The 18,361-nt window shown below is 42.2% G+C and carries 11 protein-coding genes and 1 pseudogene; 7 read left to right on the top strand and 5 right to left on the bottom strand.

What is annotated here, in order from left to right; translation table 11 throughout:
- Positions 1-155: 155 nt before the first annotated feature.
- Positions 156-998 (bottom strand): phytanoyl-CoA dioxygenase family protein, encoded by an 843-nt coding sequence (locus tag ACM0OY_RS16355; RefSeq protein WP_414569899.1) that lies wholly within the window; start codon positions 996-998, stop codon positions 156-158.
- A gap of 366 nt (positions 999-1,364) precedes the next feature.
- Between ACM0OY_RS16355 and ACM0OY_RS16350 the strand changes: the two genes are divergently transcribed.
- The 6 genes and pseudogenes from ACM0OY_RS16350 to bioF all read left to right on the top strand — a co-directional run bounded on the left by ACM0OY_RS16350 (position 1,365) and on the right by bioF (position 6,258).
- Positions 1,365-2,294 (top strand): alpha/beta hydrolase family protein, encoded by a 930-nt coding sequence (locus tag ACM0OY_RS16350; RefSeq protein WP_414569898.1) that lies wholly within the window; start codon positions 1,365-1,367, stop codon positions 2,292-2,294.
- A gap of 214 nt (positions 2,295-2,508) precedes the next feature.
- Complete coding sequence (gene xseB / locus ACM0OY_RS16345; protein WP_414569897.1) at positions 2,509-2,742, top strand: exodeoxyribonuclease VII small subunit; 234 nt, start codon at positions 2,509-2,511, stop codon at positions 2,740-2,742.
- A 239-nt stretch (positions 2,743-2,981) separates the two neighbouring features.
- Positions 2,982-3,737 carry a sucrose-phosphate phosphatase gene (locus ACM0OY_RS16340; RefSeq protein ID WP_414569896.1) on the top strand — a complete coding sequence of 252 codons (756 nt, stop codon included), beginning with the start codon at positions 2,982-2,984 and terminating at the stop codon, positions 3,735-3,737.
- Between the two features lie 238 nt (positions 3,738-3,975).
- Positions 3,976-4,321 (top strand): annotated as a pseudogene (locus ACM0OY_RS16335) (HAD family hydrolase); the annotation flags it as partial.
- Positions 4,318-4,956 (top strand): Holliday junction branch migration protein RuvA, encoded by a 639-nt coding sequence (gene ruvA / locus ACM0OY_RS16330; protein WP_414569895.1) that lies wholly within the window; start codon positions 4,318-4,320, stop codon positions 4,954-4,956. The pseudogene ACM0OY_RS16335 and the gene ruvA, both read left to right, overlap by 4 nt.
- A 108-nt stretch (positions 4,957-5,064) precedes the next feature.
- A complete protein-coding gene (gene bioF / locus ACM0OY_RS16325) occupies positions 5,065-6,258 on the top strand; it encodes an 8-amino-7-oxononanoate synthase (RefSeq protein ID WP_414569894.1) in 1,194 nt (397 codons plus the stop codon).
- Between the two features lie 67 nt (positions 6,259-6,325).
- Here the strand turns inward: bioF and ACM0OY_RS16320 are convergent, their stop codons facing one another.
- The 4 genes from ACM0OY_RS16320 to ACM0OY_RS16305 all read right to left on the bottom strand — a co-directional run bounded on the left by ACM0OY_RS16320 (position 6,326) and on the right by ACM0OY_RS16305 (position 15,584).
- Positions 6,326-7,027 carry an SDR family NAD(P)-dependent oxidoreductase gene (locus ACM0OY_RS16320; protein WP_414569893.1) on the bottom strand — a complete coding sequence of 234 codons (702 nt, stop codon included), beginning with the start codon at positions 7,025-7,027 and terminating at the stop codon, positions 6,326-6,328.
- A gap of 167 nt (positions 7,028-7,194) precedes the next feature.
- Entirely contained in the window at positions 7,195-8,724 is a 1,530-nt protein-coding gene (locus tag ACM0OY_RS16315) for a bifunctional metallophosphatase/5'-nucleotidase (RefSeq protein WP_414569892.1), read from the bottom strand.
- A 170-nt stretch (positions 8,725-8,894) separates the two neighbouring features.
- Positions 8,895-9,374, bottom strand: coding sequence for a response regulator (locus ACM0OY_RS16310; protein WP_414569891.1), 480 nt, complete (start codon positions 9,372-9,374; stop codon positions 8,895-8,897).
- A gap of 3 nt (positions 9,375-9,377) precedes the next feature.
- Positions 9,378-15,584 carry an AAA family ATPase gene (locus ACM0OY_RS16305; RefSeq protein WP_414569890.1) on the bottom strand — a complete coding sequence of 2,069 codons (6,207 nt, stop codon included), beginning with the start codon at positions 15,582-15,584 and terminating at the stop codon, positions 9,378-9,380.
- Between the two features lie 402 nt (positions 15,585-15,986).
- Here ACM0OY_RS16305 and ACM0OY_RS16300 point away from each other — a divergent pair, with 402 nt between their 5' ends.
- The gene (locus ACM0OY_RS16300) at positions 15,987-18,137 is read left to right on the top strand and encodes a putative bifunctional diguanylate cyclase/phosphodiesterase (RefSeq protein WP_414569889.1); all 2,151 of its coding nucleotides are present in this window, start codon (positions 15,987-15,989) and stop codon (positions 18,135-18,137) included.
- Positions 18,138-18,361 lie beyond the last annotated feature (224 nt).

Below are 18,361 nucleotides of genomic sequence, written 5' to 3'. Positions count from 1 at the left end.
GAAAGATGGGGAGATGGGGAGATAGGGAGATGGGGAGATGAAAAGATGGGGAGATGGAAAGATGGCTTGCAACAAGTCTTTTCGTTTGTCCCTCTATCCTTCTTCCTTCCCCGCGTCCCCGCGTCCTCTTCTCATGCCCAATGCCCCACTCACTTTTAACCATAGGCGCCGTTGGGAAGAAATCCTAACAGTTGCTTCAATCTTGGGTCTGCTTGTTCATAGCAGTGGCTAGGCATTTGATAATTCATAAAGGGTGCGTATTTGTGTCCAACCAGTCTCTTGGCGTAAGTAATCTGCGTTATGTAGCGAGTGATAGAGGAGGAGTTTCTAGAGCCTCTATGCCATACTTGATTGTTAAAACAAACGGCAGAACCCATCGCTCCCAAGCAACTGTAAATTCGGTCTTCATATCCTGAAATATCACCGTCGCACAACTTACCAAACAAATGAGATCCTGGAATCACTTGAGTTGGACCATTTTCTTCACATAGTACATCGCTTAGGTAGTAATTGACCGTGAATGCAAGAACATTCAAGCGAATATTAGTCAAGGGTTTCCCATCAAGCGAAATTACATGGGGTGTGTCGTCTTGATGCCATGCATTTTTAGCTAATCCGTCAGTTTCTGGAGGAATTTTAAATGAGTTATTGTGGATAACATGAATTATATTAGCATTAGGAATACCATCATCTATTGAATAGCCTGTTCCATTTGCGCCACCAATTAAATGTTCTGCAAAGGTCACCATTGGCTCTAAAGCAAAAAGATTTAAATTCTGCTGAGAATGCTCGAACATTCGCTTCATTATTTTCTTGGATTTTTGATAATTTTTACCTTCAGTCTTCTTGAGAGTTGTATCTAAATCATTTCTTAGAAATTCACATTGCTCCGGTGTCAACATATTGGGAATCACCAGAAACCCATTAGTATGAAAATACTCAATCCATTCATTGAGTTGCTCTGTTGTTGGCTGTTTACCAGTTAGATATTCAGGCATTTTATTCCTTGATTTTTATTTTTACTAATACACAGTATAAGCTTTGTTTTTTGACCTGTTACTTCCAGTCTGAAGTCGAACTTTCAAAATTCAATATTATCAAATTCTTAAGTTTTATGAATAAAATCTCAGTAAGAATTAGAGTCAGAGTATTTGATAGTGCAGTGTTAGCGAGTCTGCGAGCATTTGAATATTGGTTGAAAATCTCGTGAGTTCATGGCTGAAACGAATCCTTAAAACATAGCTGTAGCCAGTAAACACTATTTTATAATGCCTAGAAATATAAAGAGCGATCGCTAGCCACTTGACCATCTTCGAGATTTACTGCTTAAATCCTATTGGCTGGTAATAATTGGATGTAAATTAATGGTTTCGGATGATGGAAGAACCACAGGTGCAGCTACTTTTAGCCCTGACCCTCTATTTGAATTCGCTAACAGCTATAAAACGACTATTCCCAGTAATGGAGATTCCGCAGATATTTACTATCCTCTCATTGCCAGTTCAAATATTAATCAAATCAAAACTCCCATTGCTTTATTATTACCTGGATCGCGTGTTGATATATCCCAATATTCTCAATTTGCCAATATTGTAGCCAGTTACGGTTTTACAGTAATTGTTCCTGAACATATTCGTTCTTTACCAAATTTTGGATTTACTGGATTGCTACCAGAAACATCCCAAATTTCTCATGTTATAGACTTTATGCTAGCAGAAAACTCTAATCCAAATTCACCAATTGCTGGTACTCTTGATTTGGATAAACTAGTATTACTAGGACACTCTTTCGGTGGTGCAGTTGGTTTGACAGCAATTGACAATTCTTGTATTTACCCAGTTTGTGAGGGTGAATTTCAACGTCCTCAACAGTTACAAGCAGCAGCTTTCTTTGCAACTAATACATTTGTAGGTATTAGAAAATTTATACCAATTAGAAATCAAGGGATTCCAATAGCTTTAATCTTAGGAAGTCAAGATGGCTCATCAGTAACTCCCCAAACAACACAAACAAGTTATGATTTAATTCAAGAATCTCCAAAAGCATTAATTACTATAGAGGGTGCCAATCATTATGGCATCACAAATATTAACAATCCTCCTGGTGCTAGACCAGACCCAAATATCCCAACTTTGCCACAGGAGAAATCAATTGAAACTATAGCTCGTTGGAGTGCGCTTTTCTTGCTTGCTCATACACTTGGCGATCGCGGTGCTTTAGATTACATCAATAATACAGGTGATAGTTTAGATGAGAATGTCACCGTCGTCATTGAAGAGGACGCGGGGAAATGAGGAGATGCAGTTCGGCTTTGCTCACCGACCGGGAGTGCAGGGACGGTATTTGGGAAAGAACAACAATTGCTAGACTGAAGGTTGTGGAAATAAACGAACCACCCTACCCTGCGGGAACGCTAAGAGCGAAGGGGAAGCCGCTTTGCGTCACGTAGACGCAAAGCGCCAAGATAGAGGCTGTACTCACTAAGATACCAAGGACGCCAAGAGTTGAATGGTTAAACGCAAGAGTACTTCTAGTTCTGATTCGATGGAAGTTTGGAACTATGAAGCGAAGGTTATTGAAATAGAAGGAATTATCGCTCGCATTGAGGCGGGTGAGCTGGAATTGGAAGAGGTTTTTGACCAATTTGGCAAAGCTGTTGAGTATTTGCGTCAGTGCGAAAGTTTTTTGCAACAGCGACAGCAGCAGGTAGATTTGTTAATTGAAACTTTAAGTGATGAATAAAACACGAGTCAGGAGCATAAATTTCAGCACAATTGCATATTGACAAATTTGTGATATTAATTTCAATTAAATCTTTACGAATGAAGGACGACACCGACAGCAGGAAATTTTTTATTCGCTCTTCCTTCTTGTGTCGATCTAATGGTTTAATTGTTAAGTAGCTCGACAAATTTACAGTCATTGTCGGCGGACTTAATACTTAACTTACTGCACAAATTATTTTTGTGATGTGTTCTTTTATGAAACCTTTTCTTTTTGTAACCGATTTGGATCATACCCTAGTTGGCGAAGACAAAGCGTTAAAGGAACTAAATCACGAGCTAGAACGGCATAGACAAGAATATGGTACAAAGATAGTCTATGCAACTGGGCGATCGCTCGCATTATATAAGCAACTAACTTCTGAAAAATCGCTTTTAGAACCTGATGCGCTGATAACTTCTGTAGGCACTGAAGTATATTTAGATAGCGATCGTCAGACTCCTGACTCAGAATGGTCTACAAAGTTATCGGTTGGTTGGAACCGTGAATTAATTGTAGATATAGCTGCTAATTTTGCTAATGAACTGACCCTTCAGCAAGAATCTGAACAGCGTCCGTTTAAGATTAGTTATTTAATCGAAGAAGGCGCAGCAAAAGAAATTTTGCCTCAGTTGAAGTTGTTATTAGAAAACCAGAATCTCAAGTTCAATATAATATACAGCGGCAGTCAAGACTTAGATATTTTACCGCTTTATGCAGATAAAGGTCTAGCAGTGAAATATATACGAGAAAAATTCGGATTTTTTGCTGATAGAACAGTTGTTTGTGGAGATTCCGGTAATGATATTGCTTTATTTAGCGTGGGAGAAGAACGCGGTATTATTGTAGGCAATGCCCGTTCTGAATTACTGGAGTGGTATAACAATAATCAAACTGAATATCGTTATCTTGCTAATGCTTTCTATGCAAATGGTATTATTGAAGGTTTGCAATATTTCAAATTTATTGATTAAAACAATTGCTAAGTAACGGCGCAAAGCTTGATGCTAAGCTAAAAATATTTGAATTTGCATCCTCACAAAAATAAATCTCTTGTGTGGTGGGCATCTTACCCGCCCTAATTGTGCAAATTAAATGCGCTACTACAAATAAAATTAATTATCCGTTACTTGAAACTCTTGTAGAGACGTTGTAATGCAACGTCTCTACTTTTTCGGAGATGTCGAATACAAAACTTATCTGCCAAAAGGTATACCACAACTTGAGGCGGAGTTGCAGAAATATAAATTAAATGTAAAGTTAATCTACAGTTACGAAATAGACCTTGACATTGTACCCCTTACCAGCGATAAAGGTCAAGCAATGCAATTTTTGCACCAAAAGTGGAAATTTGCAGTGAAACAAACAGTTGTCTGTGGTAATTAATGATATTGCTTTATTTGCTGTAGGCAACGAAAGGGGAATCATAGTCAGTAATACTCGCAAAGAGTTACTTCAGTAGCACAACGAGTATCCGACTAACTGTTGTTACCTAGCACGAGATTTTTGTGCAGGTGGAATTCTGGAAGGATTACAATATTTTGGTTTTTTAAAATGATTAGCTATCTCAAAGGAATCGTTGCTGGTATTCAAACAAGTGGTAATCGGGTGGTTCTGACTCTGGAAGTGAATGGCTTGGGGTATGATTTGCAAGTTCCCCAACGCTTAGCACAGCAGTTACCAGATTCAGGAGGAGTAGCGCAAATTTTTACCCATTTGCAAATTCGGGAAGAAGTGCCATTCCTATATGGCTTTGCTTCTCCATCTGAACGCGATTTGTTTCGCCACTTGTTGACTGTTAGCGGTATTGGTGCAGCCTTAGCGATCGCTTTATTGGACACTTTGGAACTACCAGATTTAGTCCAAGCAATTATCGCTGGCAATACACAAATCTTAATTCAAGCGCCTGGTGTCGGCAAGAAAATTGCCGAACGCATTTGTTTAGAACTGAAAAGCAAATTGATTGAGTGGCGCAAGTCAGCGGGCTTCTTCGTCGCCACAGGCGGCCCTGCACCGGGAATTCTCGAAGAAGTGCAAATGACGCTCTTCGCTTTGGGATATACTGCCCATGAAGTCAGTCACGCCTTGCACGTGGTCAGTGAAGACATCGGACTACCAAAAGATGCCTATGTAGAAGATTGGATTAAACAAGCGATCGCTCATCTCAGTAGTAGCGAACAAGTTGGTCATTAATCATTAGTCATTTGTGATTAGGGATATCCAAAAATTAAATTACTCAATTCCTGCATCCAATACGACTGATTTCTTCTCCCCCTGCTCCCCCTGCCCCCACTCAACTCTATGCCCCATGACCCTTATGCTTGGATAGAAAAATCTCTGGCAACAATTCATCAGGCAGATTGGTATCGTTCAGTACAAACTATTGACGGTCGTCCGGGTGCAACGGTGGTTTTAGCTGGGCAAGAGGTAATTAATTTTGCCAGTAATGATTATTTGGGATTGGCTGGGGATGAACGTTTGATGACAGCGGCGATCGCTGCTATTGAAGAATTTGGTACTGGTAGTACTGGTTCTAGATTACTCAGTGGACATCGAAAATTACACAGAGATTTAGAAAAGGCGATCGCATCTACCAAACAAACTGAAGATGCTTTGGTATTTAGTTCCGGGTATCTAGCTAATTTGGGTGCAATTACCGCTTTGGTAGGCAAGCGGGATTTGATTTTATCTGACCAATACAATCATTCCAGCTTGAAAAATGGGGCGATTCTCAGCGGTGCAGCAATTGTGGAATATCCGCACTGTGATGTTGTCGCACTGAAAACTCACTTGAGTCACCACCGACAACATTACCGACGCTGTTTGATTCTGACTGATAGCGTCTTCAGTATGGATGGCGATTTATGTCCAATGCCAGCACTGTTGGATCTCGCTGATGAATTTAACTGTATGCTGCTAGTTGATGAAGCTCATGCCACTGGGATACTAGGAAAAACTGGGGCTGGATGTGTTGAATATTTTGGATGTACGGGAAAGCCCCTAATTCAAATTGGTACTTTGAGTAAAGCTTTAGCTAGTTTAGGCGGGTATGTAGCGGGAAGTAGCGCCCTAATCGATTTTTTACGGAACCGCGCACCGAGTTGGATTTACACCACTGGACTTTCACCTGCTGATACAGCCGCAGCCTTAGCAGCAATCAAAATAGTGCAACAAGAACCGCAACGGCGTGCCCAATTGTGGGAAAATGTGCGTTACTTGAAAGCTATGCTCGAACATCTACCTAATTTAAAATTACTGCCTTCAGAATCACCCATATTATGTTTTCAATTGCCTAATGCCACAGATGCACTGAAAGCTGGAAAGTACCTCACAGATGCGGGCATTTTTGCCCCAGCAATTCGTCCGCCTACAGTACCTACAAGTCGCATCAGAATATCTGTAATGGCAACTCATCAAGCAGCACATATTGAAAAATTGGTAGCGGTGGTGAAGGAGGGAGGGACTTCCAATTTAAAAAATATCCCATCCGTTTGATGGCAGGGGGCAGGAGAGGCTGGGGGAGAATTTTATAAGTCGTGTCTGATGTGAGAACAAAATAAAGCTAAAAAGAAATTACTTGGCGATCGCGCAAAAACTTACCGCTTATATTGCCTGGGGCATCAGTAGCTAACCAGATTGCAGTGTCGGCTCCTTGTTCTGGTGAACGCGGTGCTAAAGACCCACCCATATCCGTTCTGACCCACCCCGGACAAATGGAATTGACAACGATCCCTTTGGAGTGCAAAGCTTCTGCCAGCATAATTGTTGCCCCATTTAATGCCAGCTTCGATAGGCAGTAACTTGGGACATCAGCAGATAAATCTGACAATGCTCCATAACCGCTTGAAACGTTAATAACTCTAGCATTTGGGGATTTTTCCAACAGGGGTAAAAATGCTTGCACCATCCGAATTGCGCCAAACGTGTTGGCATTCATCGTGGAATCGAGCAACTCACGGTCAATGGTGAGAATATTTACATCTTTGTCTGGATATACGCCGGCATTATTAATCAAAACATCTAAACGATCAATCTTCTGGTGCAGGGTTTTTACAGCTTCATTGATGGAGCGATCGTCAGTGACATTCAATTCGATGGGAATTACCTCTCCTTGAAGTTTCTCAGCCGCTTGTTTAGCATTGTCAAGCGATCGCGAAGTAATAATCACTTCATAGCCTTTTGTCAGTAGACCTTGAGCGATCGCAAACCCAATCCCTCGGTTACCACCTGTAACTAATGCCCGTTTATCTTGTATCGATTTCATCTCTGTACTTTGCCTCTAGTTATTTTTCGACTATTTCGCTACTTATAGAAGGGAACAGGCAACAGGCTTGAAAGTCTCTTGATGCCAAGATTTATCGGAGATTATAGATATCTGCATGGAAATTTAATTTGCACTGCTGTTGCTTGATCTCAAAGCAAAGAGTTTCCCTATGGGGTTTTTCCTTGTCCCCTAATTTGAAGAGTCCTCTTGTCGTCTTGCTGAAGCTTTAACTGGTCAATGATTGCAAAACGAATATCCCGTTTTTCGGCAATCAGTTTAATCCCCGGTTGTTGAAGATTTAAGAAGTCTAATCCTTTTTCTTTACCACTGATTAAAAAGTCATTGATAGCAATTTTGTACGTGCGTTTAGGGTCAAGAGGTTGGCCTTGAATCAACCAATTTTTTGAATTTGCTTGTTGACTAACTTTGGCTGTTTGCAGATAGCCACCAGTGCCTTTATTGGCTTGCCCTTGGTCTAATACTCTTTGCAAAAGCGCACCATTTATCTCTACTGCAACAACTTTACCGCCAAAAGGTAGTATCCGAATCACATCATACTGGGTAATTGAACCTGGCAAAATGACATCATCAATCCGAATTGAACCGCCATTAAATACGGCTAAATCTGCGTCAGGTACTTCCTTTAACATTGACTGGGCAATTAACTCTGTCAGCTTTGTTTCTTTGTTGCGGACGCTAGATTCTAAACCATCTAAAGCAAATGTCAGTTGAGCAATTTGCTGATTTGGCTCAAAACCATTGGCGCGAAATGCTTCATAACCTCGTTCTAGCCATTCTTTGACTATCTTTGCCGTTTTTGGTTCGTCAGGAATTTTATCAGTAATCGGCACCAGTCGGGAGTTAATTGCCAGGCTTCTTGTAACCGTATCATAACTCAATTGGTGAACGTAAACTGTACGTGCATTAGCGTCTGCTTTAAAAATCGGTGTAAAATCCCGACCCCGCCATTGTTGGATATTTTCATGCTCGTGACCACCGAGAATTATGTCTATTTCCGGTACGGTTTCGGCTAGTCTGCGGTCATCTTCAATTGAAAGATGGGTAAGAGCAACTATAATATCGACTTTACCCTTGAGTTGACTAACTTGCTGTTTAGCTGTTGCAATTGGATCGGTGTAAGTGACGTACTTAGGTTGATTACTATCAAGGGTAACACCAATTAATCCTACCCTAACTACAGCAGTGCGATCGCCTTTGACATTGAATATTATTGAGCGGGGAACACCTTTGAAGGGCTGCCCTGCACTATCAGATACATTACTGGAAACCCAGCGAAATCGAGATTCTTGCAATCTTTGATAGAAGAGGTCTTGTGGTAGGTCAAATTCGTGATTGCCAAAAGTTGCATAGTCAAACCCTAAGGTGTTCATCACAGATACCATTTGCTGACCAGCCAGAGGTCTACCGTTAATTTTGGCAGTTCCTAAAGCCGAAGGGCTAAAAGCATCTCCGGCTAACATAGTGTAGGTGCGGGGGTTGTCCTTATAAAGTTGTTGTCGGAGGGTAGCAACACGCGCTAAACCACCACGAGTTCCGCTCTCCACAGGAGTAATTTCGTAAATATCGTTAAGTTGCAACAGATTAATCTTAACGATTTCTGCAAGTACAGGGCTAGCTAAAGTTACTGCTGCTAATACTGGTAAAATTACACTGCAACCTTGACGAATAAGTTTCATATTTAGCTTTAAACACTCGTACTCTACGAAATTGATTTTACTCGCAAAAAATCTTCCTATTGGAGGTTGTAAGCTTTTTGAAATGAATATTTCTCAGACTTGAGTGTAAACTTTTTAGGGGTACTAAAAGCCCACACTGTATTCGATACCTGCACCAATATCAGCACTCTTCATAAAACTGGCAATTGGTTAAACAAGACCCAATAAAAACCAAGCTGTTGGACTGCTTGGTTGAATTGTTCAAAATCGACAGGTTTGACGATGTAACTATTCACCCCAAGCTGGTAACTCTCGATCATGTCTCGGTCTTCGGCGGAAGAGGTTAGCACTACAACCGGAATCATTTGTGTGCGTCGATCGCACTTGAGTTGCCGTAAAACTTCTAGTCCGCTCACCTTTGGCAGTTTCAAATCTAGCAAAATGACTTTGGGTTGATTTGTTATGGTGCGGTGGGCATAATCTCCCTGACAAAAAATAAAATCTAGAGCTGCTGCTCCATCCTCAAGCAGTTGAATTTGATTACCAATTCTGCCGCGACGCAATGCCCGAATAGTCAGTTCGGCATCAGTACGATTATCTTCCACCAAGAGAATGGAAATTGGTTGCTCGGAAGATGGGCAAATGGAGCGATCGATGGGTTGGTCAGTCATGGGTTAGTTATTGGGAAGAGTGAAGTAAAAGGTCGCGCCTTGATCGATCGCTGCTTCTGCCCAAATGCGCCCTCCGTGGCGTTGAATAATGCGTTGCACGATCGCCAGTCCGATGCCCGTACCTTCAAATTCTTCTTCCCGATGCAGACGTTGGAAGACCCCAAACAGTTTATCGGCATAGCGCATATCAAATCCTGCGCCATTATCTCTGATGAAGTACACTCCTTCACCATCCATCGACTGATAACCCACTTCAATGCAGGCAACGGATTTGTAGCGGGTGTACTTAATAGCATTGGATAACAGATTGATCCAAACTTGTTTGAGCAGAGAAGGGTCAGCTCGACATACAGGTAAATCGGCGATCGCCAATTCAATCTCACGACCCGACCGATCCGGGGCTAAATCGTTCAGCACCATTTGAATCATCTCATTGGCAAAGACGGGCTGCCGGGACATTTCCTTACGATCTAAACGGGATAAGGTCAACAAATCATCGATCAACTCACCCATGCGTTTGGCATTCTCGCGGACAATTTTCAGGTAACGATTGGCTTCCGCATCGAGTTGTTCGCCGTAGTCTTCCTGCATCATTCTCGAAAAGCCATCGATCGCCCGCAACGGTGCCCGCAAATCATGAGAAACTGAGTAGGAAAAGGCCTCCAACGCTTTATTAGCAGTTTCTAGTTGGGCAGTTCGTTGTTTGACCCTGATTTCTAAAGACTGGTTGAGTTGATGCAGGGCTTCAATCGCCCTCTTGCGTTCTAATTCTGCTGCTGCCCGCGCTGCAAATACATCTAAAATGATCTCTATTCGTCGCCTATCTGACAGTGGTTGCACGTCAAGAATGCAAAGATTCCCAATCGGTTCGCCCTTGGCATTTTTTAAGGAAATACCCAGATAGCTATCTGCTTGCATTGCTACTAAGTCTAAGTCTTCAGGGAAAATTTCCTGGATACAGCTTTCGCAGTAAAACAATCCGTCTCTCAAGGCAAATTCGCATGGTGTATGCGCCGGAAAGTAGGATATTTGTGGTTGCAATGCCCCATGCGCCCAAAAAGCCAGAGTTTTGAGTTTGCCTTCTACTAGTTCGGTGACAAGGGCATAGGGGACGTGCAAAGCTTCGGCAATATGATGAACCAAAGCTGGGAAAAAATCTTGTCCTGTAACCGCAGCGGTTCCTGTAACCAAATTTTGCAGCGTTGTTTCTGCTCTTTTTAGTTCTGCTTCTCGACGTTTTGCCTCACTGATATCCCGGATGATGGTAGAAAAATATTCCACACTGCCATCTGTTGCTTTGTGAGCAACGATCATTTGGGAAACCGGAATTTCTCTGCCATCACTACTCAACAAAGCGTTTTCACCAACCCAAGTTCCATCTTGAATCGCAGTTGGAAGGCCTTGGTTTTGAATCATCTCTAGCGCCCACTGGGGATGATAGTTGGCGATGCTCAAGCTGGAAAGGTCTGCATCTGGGGACAGACCAAGCAATTTGTGACACTGAAGATTATTCCAAAGGACATTGCCTTGGGAGTCTGCCATGCCAACATAGTCGGTGGTGGCCTCCAGCATGGCAATTAAGCGATCGCGGTCTTTTTCTACCCGTTGGCGTTCGACAATTTCACTTTGCAACGATGCATTCAGTTCTGCTTGCTGCTTTAACAAACGGGCATTGTCAATGGAAATAGCTGCCTGAGTAAAAAGTAGGTGCAGGACTTCAATTCGCTCTGGGGTAAAAGCCTTGGTGCTGAGATTGTTTTCTAAAAGCACAATTCCGGTGAGTTTTCCCTGGTTCAACAGTGGGGCACAAAGAATTGATTTCGATTGATGGCACACAATCCAAGGTTCGGACTGAAAGTTGCCTTCAGCAGCAGCATTATCCAGGACGATACTTTCCTGGGTGCGGGCTACGTAATTGATCAGGGTGGTTGGCAACTCAGGTGTGTTGTTTTTTGATATCGATTCCAGGGGAATTGATTGTAAAATGACTTGGCGAGCGCCAATGGACTTCATGGCCTCAATGCGCCATTCATCTTGTGTCGGCAAAATCAGATAACCTGTTTGCGCCCCAGCATTCTCAATTAAGATTGTCATCAGTTTTGCCAGGAGTTTATCTAACAAAATTTCACTGGCAATTGCCTGGGAGGCTTTCAACACCGTTTCTAGGTCAAGTGCTTCTAACTTGGTTGAAGCTGATTCTGTGGTGTTCATTTGACGGATTGTGGTTTTTTCTGACCGCATCTCTAGCAGTTGGGGATAGTGTTTTTGCAAATCTCGGACTTTAGCGGTTGCTCCCCACCTTAAATAACCGTACCTTGCTTCTTGGAAATAAGCTTTGGCGATGGTGATGCGGTTGTTTGCCAGATAAAACTTTGCTGCTAGTTCGTTTGCTAGAGCTTCTTCTTGCAGGTATTGGTTTTCCCTCGCTAGGGCAATGGCGCGATCGTAGGCGTCCATTGCTTCCACTACCTCACCCAACACCCGATGCCGTTCAGCTTCTACTAAATACCACTTGTGCAGATAGTTCATTGGGGCATGGTGCGCCCAATTTTGCATTTTTGCCTGATTTTCTGCTACCTGCTCCAGCAACTGTGACTGTTTGGCGGTATCTGTGTGGGAATATACTGCTAGCCGACATAGAGAATCGTAGAACCGAAAGATGGCAGCTAAGGCCGCTCCGGTCATGGCTGGTAGATATTTTTGGGTGAGGAGACCATTGGCAATTGCCTGATTTGCATCGCCAAACAAATAACAGAGAAATAATTTATTCAGGTAGAAATAGAACAAACCCCCGTGAAAATTCGTTTGCTGCATCTGGGGTAGCCGAGTTGCTTGATCGTAAGCTTGACCACATAGCATCCGAGGATCGGCAACTTCCTCAACCAGGTTCAAAACAGTCTGCCAGCAAATTTCTATAAAATCAATGCCAGCTGAATGCTTGATTTGTTTTACTGCCTGAGCATAACTGGTTAAATGTAGTTGGAGTTCGCACAGGGGTTTACCAGCCGCAAATGAATAACCACAAAAATACATAGCCGCGTAGCCAGCAAACTCTAAATCTCCTTGCTCAACACCAATTTGATAGCAATCCTGGAGTGGCTTGAGGCTATTTTTCAGGTGTGTCTTCCAAACGTTAATCTGGTTGGTAACCGCGAATAGGGTTCTAGCTTGAATGGGTTTGGTATCTGGGCCATCGAGCAGACTCAAAGCTAGTTGACCAAATTCATAGCCTGCTTCAATCTCGAAGACAACTCCACAAAGAATAATTCCATAGGCAGCATAAGCAAAGGGAGCCAACATCATGTTTCCGTACTCAACCAGCAAATCCACCATCTTGAGTACAATCAGTAGGAATAAGGGAGGTACTGCCAAATAAGCTGATGCACACATGCTTGACAAAAGCTGCATTGCTGCCAGCATCTCTGGCTGGGACATCATCGCCAGGTTAACCAAATCTTCAATGCGTCTGTTTGCCAATTTGCAAGCGGTTTGGGAAAGTGCTTGCTGGACATCCTTAAAGCTTGGCTGGATGGGGAGGTGAACTCCTAATTGCTGAAGTAACTCTATAGCAATTTCAATTGCCTCTAGTAATTTATTTTGGGCTACACAAGTCTGAATTTTGACATCGTAAACTTTTAAGCTGGCTAGTAGGGTTGTTGTGTGGTCAAGTACTTGTTGAAATAGTGGCTCTACTTGCTCGAAATTACCGCTGAGATAGGCTGCTTCTGTTGTTGCGTTATACAGGGTCAGGGTAAAGTCATAATTTGTTTGCCAGCTATCGGTTGTCAGGAGATCCAAACCAATTTGCAAATATCTCCAAGCCGCGTCATAAGCGGCTGATGCCTTGGCTTTTTCTCCTGCCATCAGGTTTAATCGAGACAAATTATGCTGCTGGGATTGACTTTCGAGCAGTTTTCTGCCCAGGTTTAGTTGGTTGGCGATATCAAAAATTTTGGATTCTAATTGTTCTGTGGGAGTTATTTGCAACAAGCACTGTCCCAGTCGCCAATGGATGTTGCTTTGCTGGGCTTGGGGAATCAGGGAATAGGCTGCTTGCTGGATGCGATCGTGGACAAATTTGTATTCTACTGGAGGGAGAGCGGTTCTTAGTGGCACATCCAACACCACTGATTTGTGGGCATTGCTCAGGGGCAGAATCAACCCTTGGGCGATCGCTACTCCTAAAGCTTGGGCGGCTTCTCGCTGGGTTATTTGGGCGGCAAATGCCAGAGTTTGGAGATCGAAACAGTTGCCAATGCAGGCAGCTAGCTGTAACACTTGCTGTGTCTGTTTGTCTAGCTTTTGAATTTTTCTTGCCATCAAATATACAACATTATCCGTAATTTCCCGCTCCCGAATTTTTTCTATCGACCATTGCCATTTTTTAGTTTGGCGATGGAATTCTAATAACCCTTCAGTCTCAAGAGATTTCAAAAATTCATTCATGAAAAAGGGATTGCCACCAGTTTTTAGTTGTACTAGTTCTGCTAATAACAGAGAATCCGTCAGCTGGCAGTGCAATGTATCGGCAATTAACTGATTGATATCAGCTAGACTCAACGCAGAGAGAGAAAGTTGATTTACCACTCCTCCACTGTGCTGAATTTCCTTGACCATCTGCATGAGGGGATGACTGAGATCTACCTCGTTGTCTCGGTATGCACCGATTAACAACAAAGATTGCACTTTGGTGGCGCTAGCTAGCAATTGGATCAGCTTTAAGGAGGCATTATCTACCCACTGAAGATCGTCCAAAAAGATGACGAGGGGATGTTCTGAGTGAGTAAAAACGCTAATGAAATTCTGGAAAACTTGGTGAAAACGATTTTGGGCTTCCGTTGGCGGCAGAACAGGTACGTCTGGTTGACTACCCACAATTAACTCTAATGCTGGTATTACCTGGGTAATGACCTTACTATTTGAACCAAGGGCAGCCAACAGATGCTTTCGCCATCGGCCCAGTTGCACTTCGTCTTCAGTCAGTAATTGTTTGATTAGTGATTCAAAAGCTTGGGCGATCGCATAATAAGGTATATTGCGCTGATACTGGTCAAATTTACCCGCAATCAAGTAGCCTCGTTGTTGTGTAATCCACCGATAAATTTCCTGCACCAAAACTGACTTCCCAATACCGGAATATCCCGCAATTAGCATCAGTTCAACTTGGCCAGAAGACACGGGGAATTTATCACCAAGATCCTTGGCGTCTTTGCGTCTCCCCATCCCCACGTTTTCTTTCCTCACCGCGTCCTCTTCACCTGCCACTCTTTGAAATGCTGCTAATAAGGTCTCCACCTCCCTTTGTCTGCCATAGAGTTTTTCCGGGATGTGAAACTTATCAGAAATATCCTGTTGCCCTAACAAAAAAGGCTCAATTCGTCCCGTGTGTTGTACCTGGTTGAGACACTCCTGTAAATCAGTTTTAATTCCCCAGGCACTTTGATACCGTTCTTCTGGTGTTTTTGCTAATAGTTTCAGGACAATTTCAGAAACCATCGCAGGAATTTCTGGGTCAATAAAATGAGGTGGAACAGGTTCTAAAGCTAGGTGATAATGAATTAACTCCAGCGCATCGCTGGATTCAAAGGGCAATCGATTGGTCAACAGTTGATAGAAAGTAGCACCTAGAGAGTAAAAATCAGTTCGATAGTCCAGAGAACGGTTCATTCTGGCTGTTTGTTCTGGAGAAATGTAAGCTAGTGTTCCCTCTAATACTGTTGGATTTTTGATAGTTAATGTTTCTCGCGGTAAGGCAGTTGAAATCCCAAAATCAATAATTTTCAGTTGTTGAGTTTCGGAGTTGAAAACAATATTGGATGGATTGATATCTTTATGAATAATATTTGCACTATGAATTTCACATAAAGTCTGAGTTATTTGAATTGCTAACTTCAAAAACTGTGTTAATGTAAATTTTTTGGTAGTTATAATTTTTGTTAAAGATTCTCCTCCAAAATCCTCCAAAATGAGTACAAAAGTATTTTGATATTGTTGGAAATCATAAGCCTCAATGACACCTGCTAATGATAAGCTGCGTGTAATTTCATATTCGAGCTTATAGCGCGTGATTTCTTCTGGGGTGGGGTAGTCTTTCTTCAAAACCTTGAAGATTACAGGCAAACGATCCGGTTCATGAATTCCTCTATAAACCCGTGAATTCACACTTTCATGGATTTTTGTCCGAATTTGATATTCAGGAATTTCCAGCATAGTTTAACCGCCTGTAATTACTGCACAGAAGGACAAAGCCAGGTTGACCGAATTTTAGATTTTGCGGAAAATCAAAAGCTAAGGCTTCCTTAGATCGGAACTTACCCAGATGAATTTGAGATTTTCGATTGAATATTCTGAATCTAAAATTTAAAACTAATTTCAGACCAAGAGAATTAAAATGCGAGAACAAATCTCAAATCCCAAATCTAATATTCTTTACTCAGAGCCATCGCCTTGAGGCATCGGGCCAATCTAAAATCCAAAATTGGTTGAGTCATAGAGGAGATTATACAATAGCCAAACCTCAATTAACTCATTTATCGATACTGGAGGCATTTAAAAAAAATTGAAATGAAAATATTGGCGGATTAGTCAATGGGTTACCAAGGAGATTGTAGGATGAGTGAAACCTTGAACGTCCTGATTGTTGAAGATTCTGAGACTGACACTATGTTAGTTCTCAGTGAATTGCGTCGTGGTGGTTTCAATCCAATCTGGCACCGTGTCCAAACAGCCGAACAGCTACACTCAGCCCTCAATAGCGGTAGCTGGGATGTGATGATTTCGGATTACAGATTGCCTGGATTCAATGCTCCTGCGGCTTTGGAAATAGCCAAGCAAAGTAACAGAGATATTCCTTTCATTTTAGTTTCCGGCACAATCGGCGAAGTATTGGCTGTGGAAATGATGAAAGCTGGCGCTCATGATTATGTCATGAAGGATAACTTAAATCGATTGCCAGAGGCAGTGCGTCGAGAAGTTCGGGATGCACAGGTGCGAGCAGAGCGCAAACAAGCCCAAAAGTTGCTACAAACATTAGCATCTAATATACCGGGAATGATTTACAGCTTTGTACACAATTCTGATGGTTATGCTGCCTTTGAGTACATCAGTTTAGGGTGTCTGGATCTTTTAGAATTAACACCAGATCGAGTTTTAGAAAATGCCTCTCTTTGCTTTGGACAAATTCATATTGATGACCGTGCAGAATTTTATACAACTGCGACACAGAGTGCTCAAACTTTAAAACCATTCTCTTACGAGTGGCGAATAATTACACCCTCTGGCAAACTTAAGTGGGTACAGACAAATGCTCGTCCAGAGTCTCGAGAGAATGGGGATATTGTCTGGTATGGTGTTTTGTTGGATGTAACTGACAAAAAACAAGCACAAGAGTTAATTATCCACAATGCTTTGCACGATCCATTAACAGATTTACCGAATCGGACACTTTTGGTGGAGCGGCTGGAACTAGCCATTAGCCGAGCTAAACGAGTAGAAAGTTATCGTTATGCCGTCTTGTTTCTAGACCTAGACCGATTTAAAGTCATCAACGACAGTCTAGGACACTTAGCTGGCGACCAATTACTCAAGGATATTGCTCAAAAGCTAAAAACTCATTTGCGGGAAGTTGATTTAGTCGCTCGCATTGGCGGTGATGAATTCGTAATTTTGCTAGAAGATATTTCTGGTATTGAAAAAGCCATTCAAATTACTGAGCGTATCCTCAAAGATTTTCAAACACCATTGATACTGGATGATGCCGAAGTTGTTATCAGTACAAGCATTGGTATTGTTTTAGGAACAAATGATTATTGTCAAGCCTCCGATTTACTGCGAAATGCGGATATTGCTATGTATCGAGCCAAAGCTCACGAGAGAAGTTCGTACAAAATTTTTGATGTCAAAATGCACACTCAAGCCGTAAATCGGCTGACATTAGAAACCGATATTCGCAAAGCTCTGGAACGAGAAGAGTTTGTAATTTATTACCAGCCGATTGTTGATATCCTTGGTGATGCCTACGGCGCCCAAAGCCAACCCCAAGCAGGCCGGTTGATTGGATTTGAAGCATTGCTGCGCTGGCAACACCCGACTCGTGGGTTTGTTTTGCCGAGGGAATTTATTCCCATCGCCGAAGAAACCGGGTTAATTGTGCAAATCGATCGCTGGATGCTTTACACAGCTTGTCAACAACTGGCAAACTGGAAAAAAAGCTTTACTACTCATTTGCCGCTGAAGATTAGTATTAACCTTTCTGCTCAAAATATTCGCCAACGCAGTTTAATTGAAGACATCGATCGCATCCTCGCTCAAACAAGTTTAACAGGGGATTCCATAGCCCTAGAAATTACTGAGAGTATGCTCATTGAGAATATCAGTAAGACAATTGATTTATTAACTGAGTTAAAAGCTAGAAAAATTCAGATTAGTATTGATGATTTTGGTACTGGTTATTCATCACTCAATTATCTTCATCGCTTACCCACCGATAATTTGAAGATCGATCGCTCCTTTGTGAGTCAGATGCAGGAAGGAAACCGTAATTACCAAGTTGTCAGTACCATTATTGCTTTGAGCAATCAACTTGGATTAAATGTTATTGCAGAAGGTATTGAAACACCACAGCAACTTCAATGGTTACAGCAACTAGGATGCGAATTCGGTCAAGGTTACCTGTTCTCCCAGCCCCTAGATTGCCAAACAGCAGAAGCACTTCTGGCAAATAAAACTTTATATTTATCTTCTAACTATTGCAATCCGATTTGATTTTTGGACTTACAGGGTTTTTCAGATAAATAAAACAAGGGGGAAGGGAAAGGGCGCATGTTTGAATTAGATCGCTTACCATACCAAAAAGCTTTTTACCCTTCCCCTTAGGGGTCTACGGTGTATACACAAGTCTCTTAATTGGTAATTGTCTTGCATCGCCCTGCAATTGAGTTGCATCGCCCTGCAATTGAGTTGCATCGCCCTGCAATTGAGTTGCATCG

The organism is Nostoc sp. CCY 9925 (genome assembly GCF_963920935.1).
Lineage (GTDB): Bacteria > Cyanobacteriota > Cyanobacteriia > Cyanobacteriales > Nostocaceae > Nostoc.
Note: the sequence above shows the minus strand (reverse complement) of the source record. Positions and strands in the feature narration are given on the sequence as shown.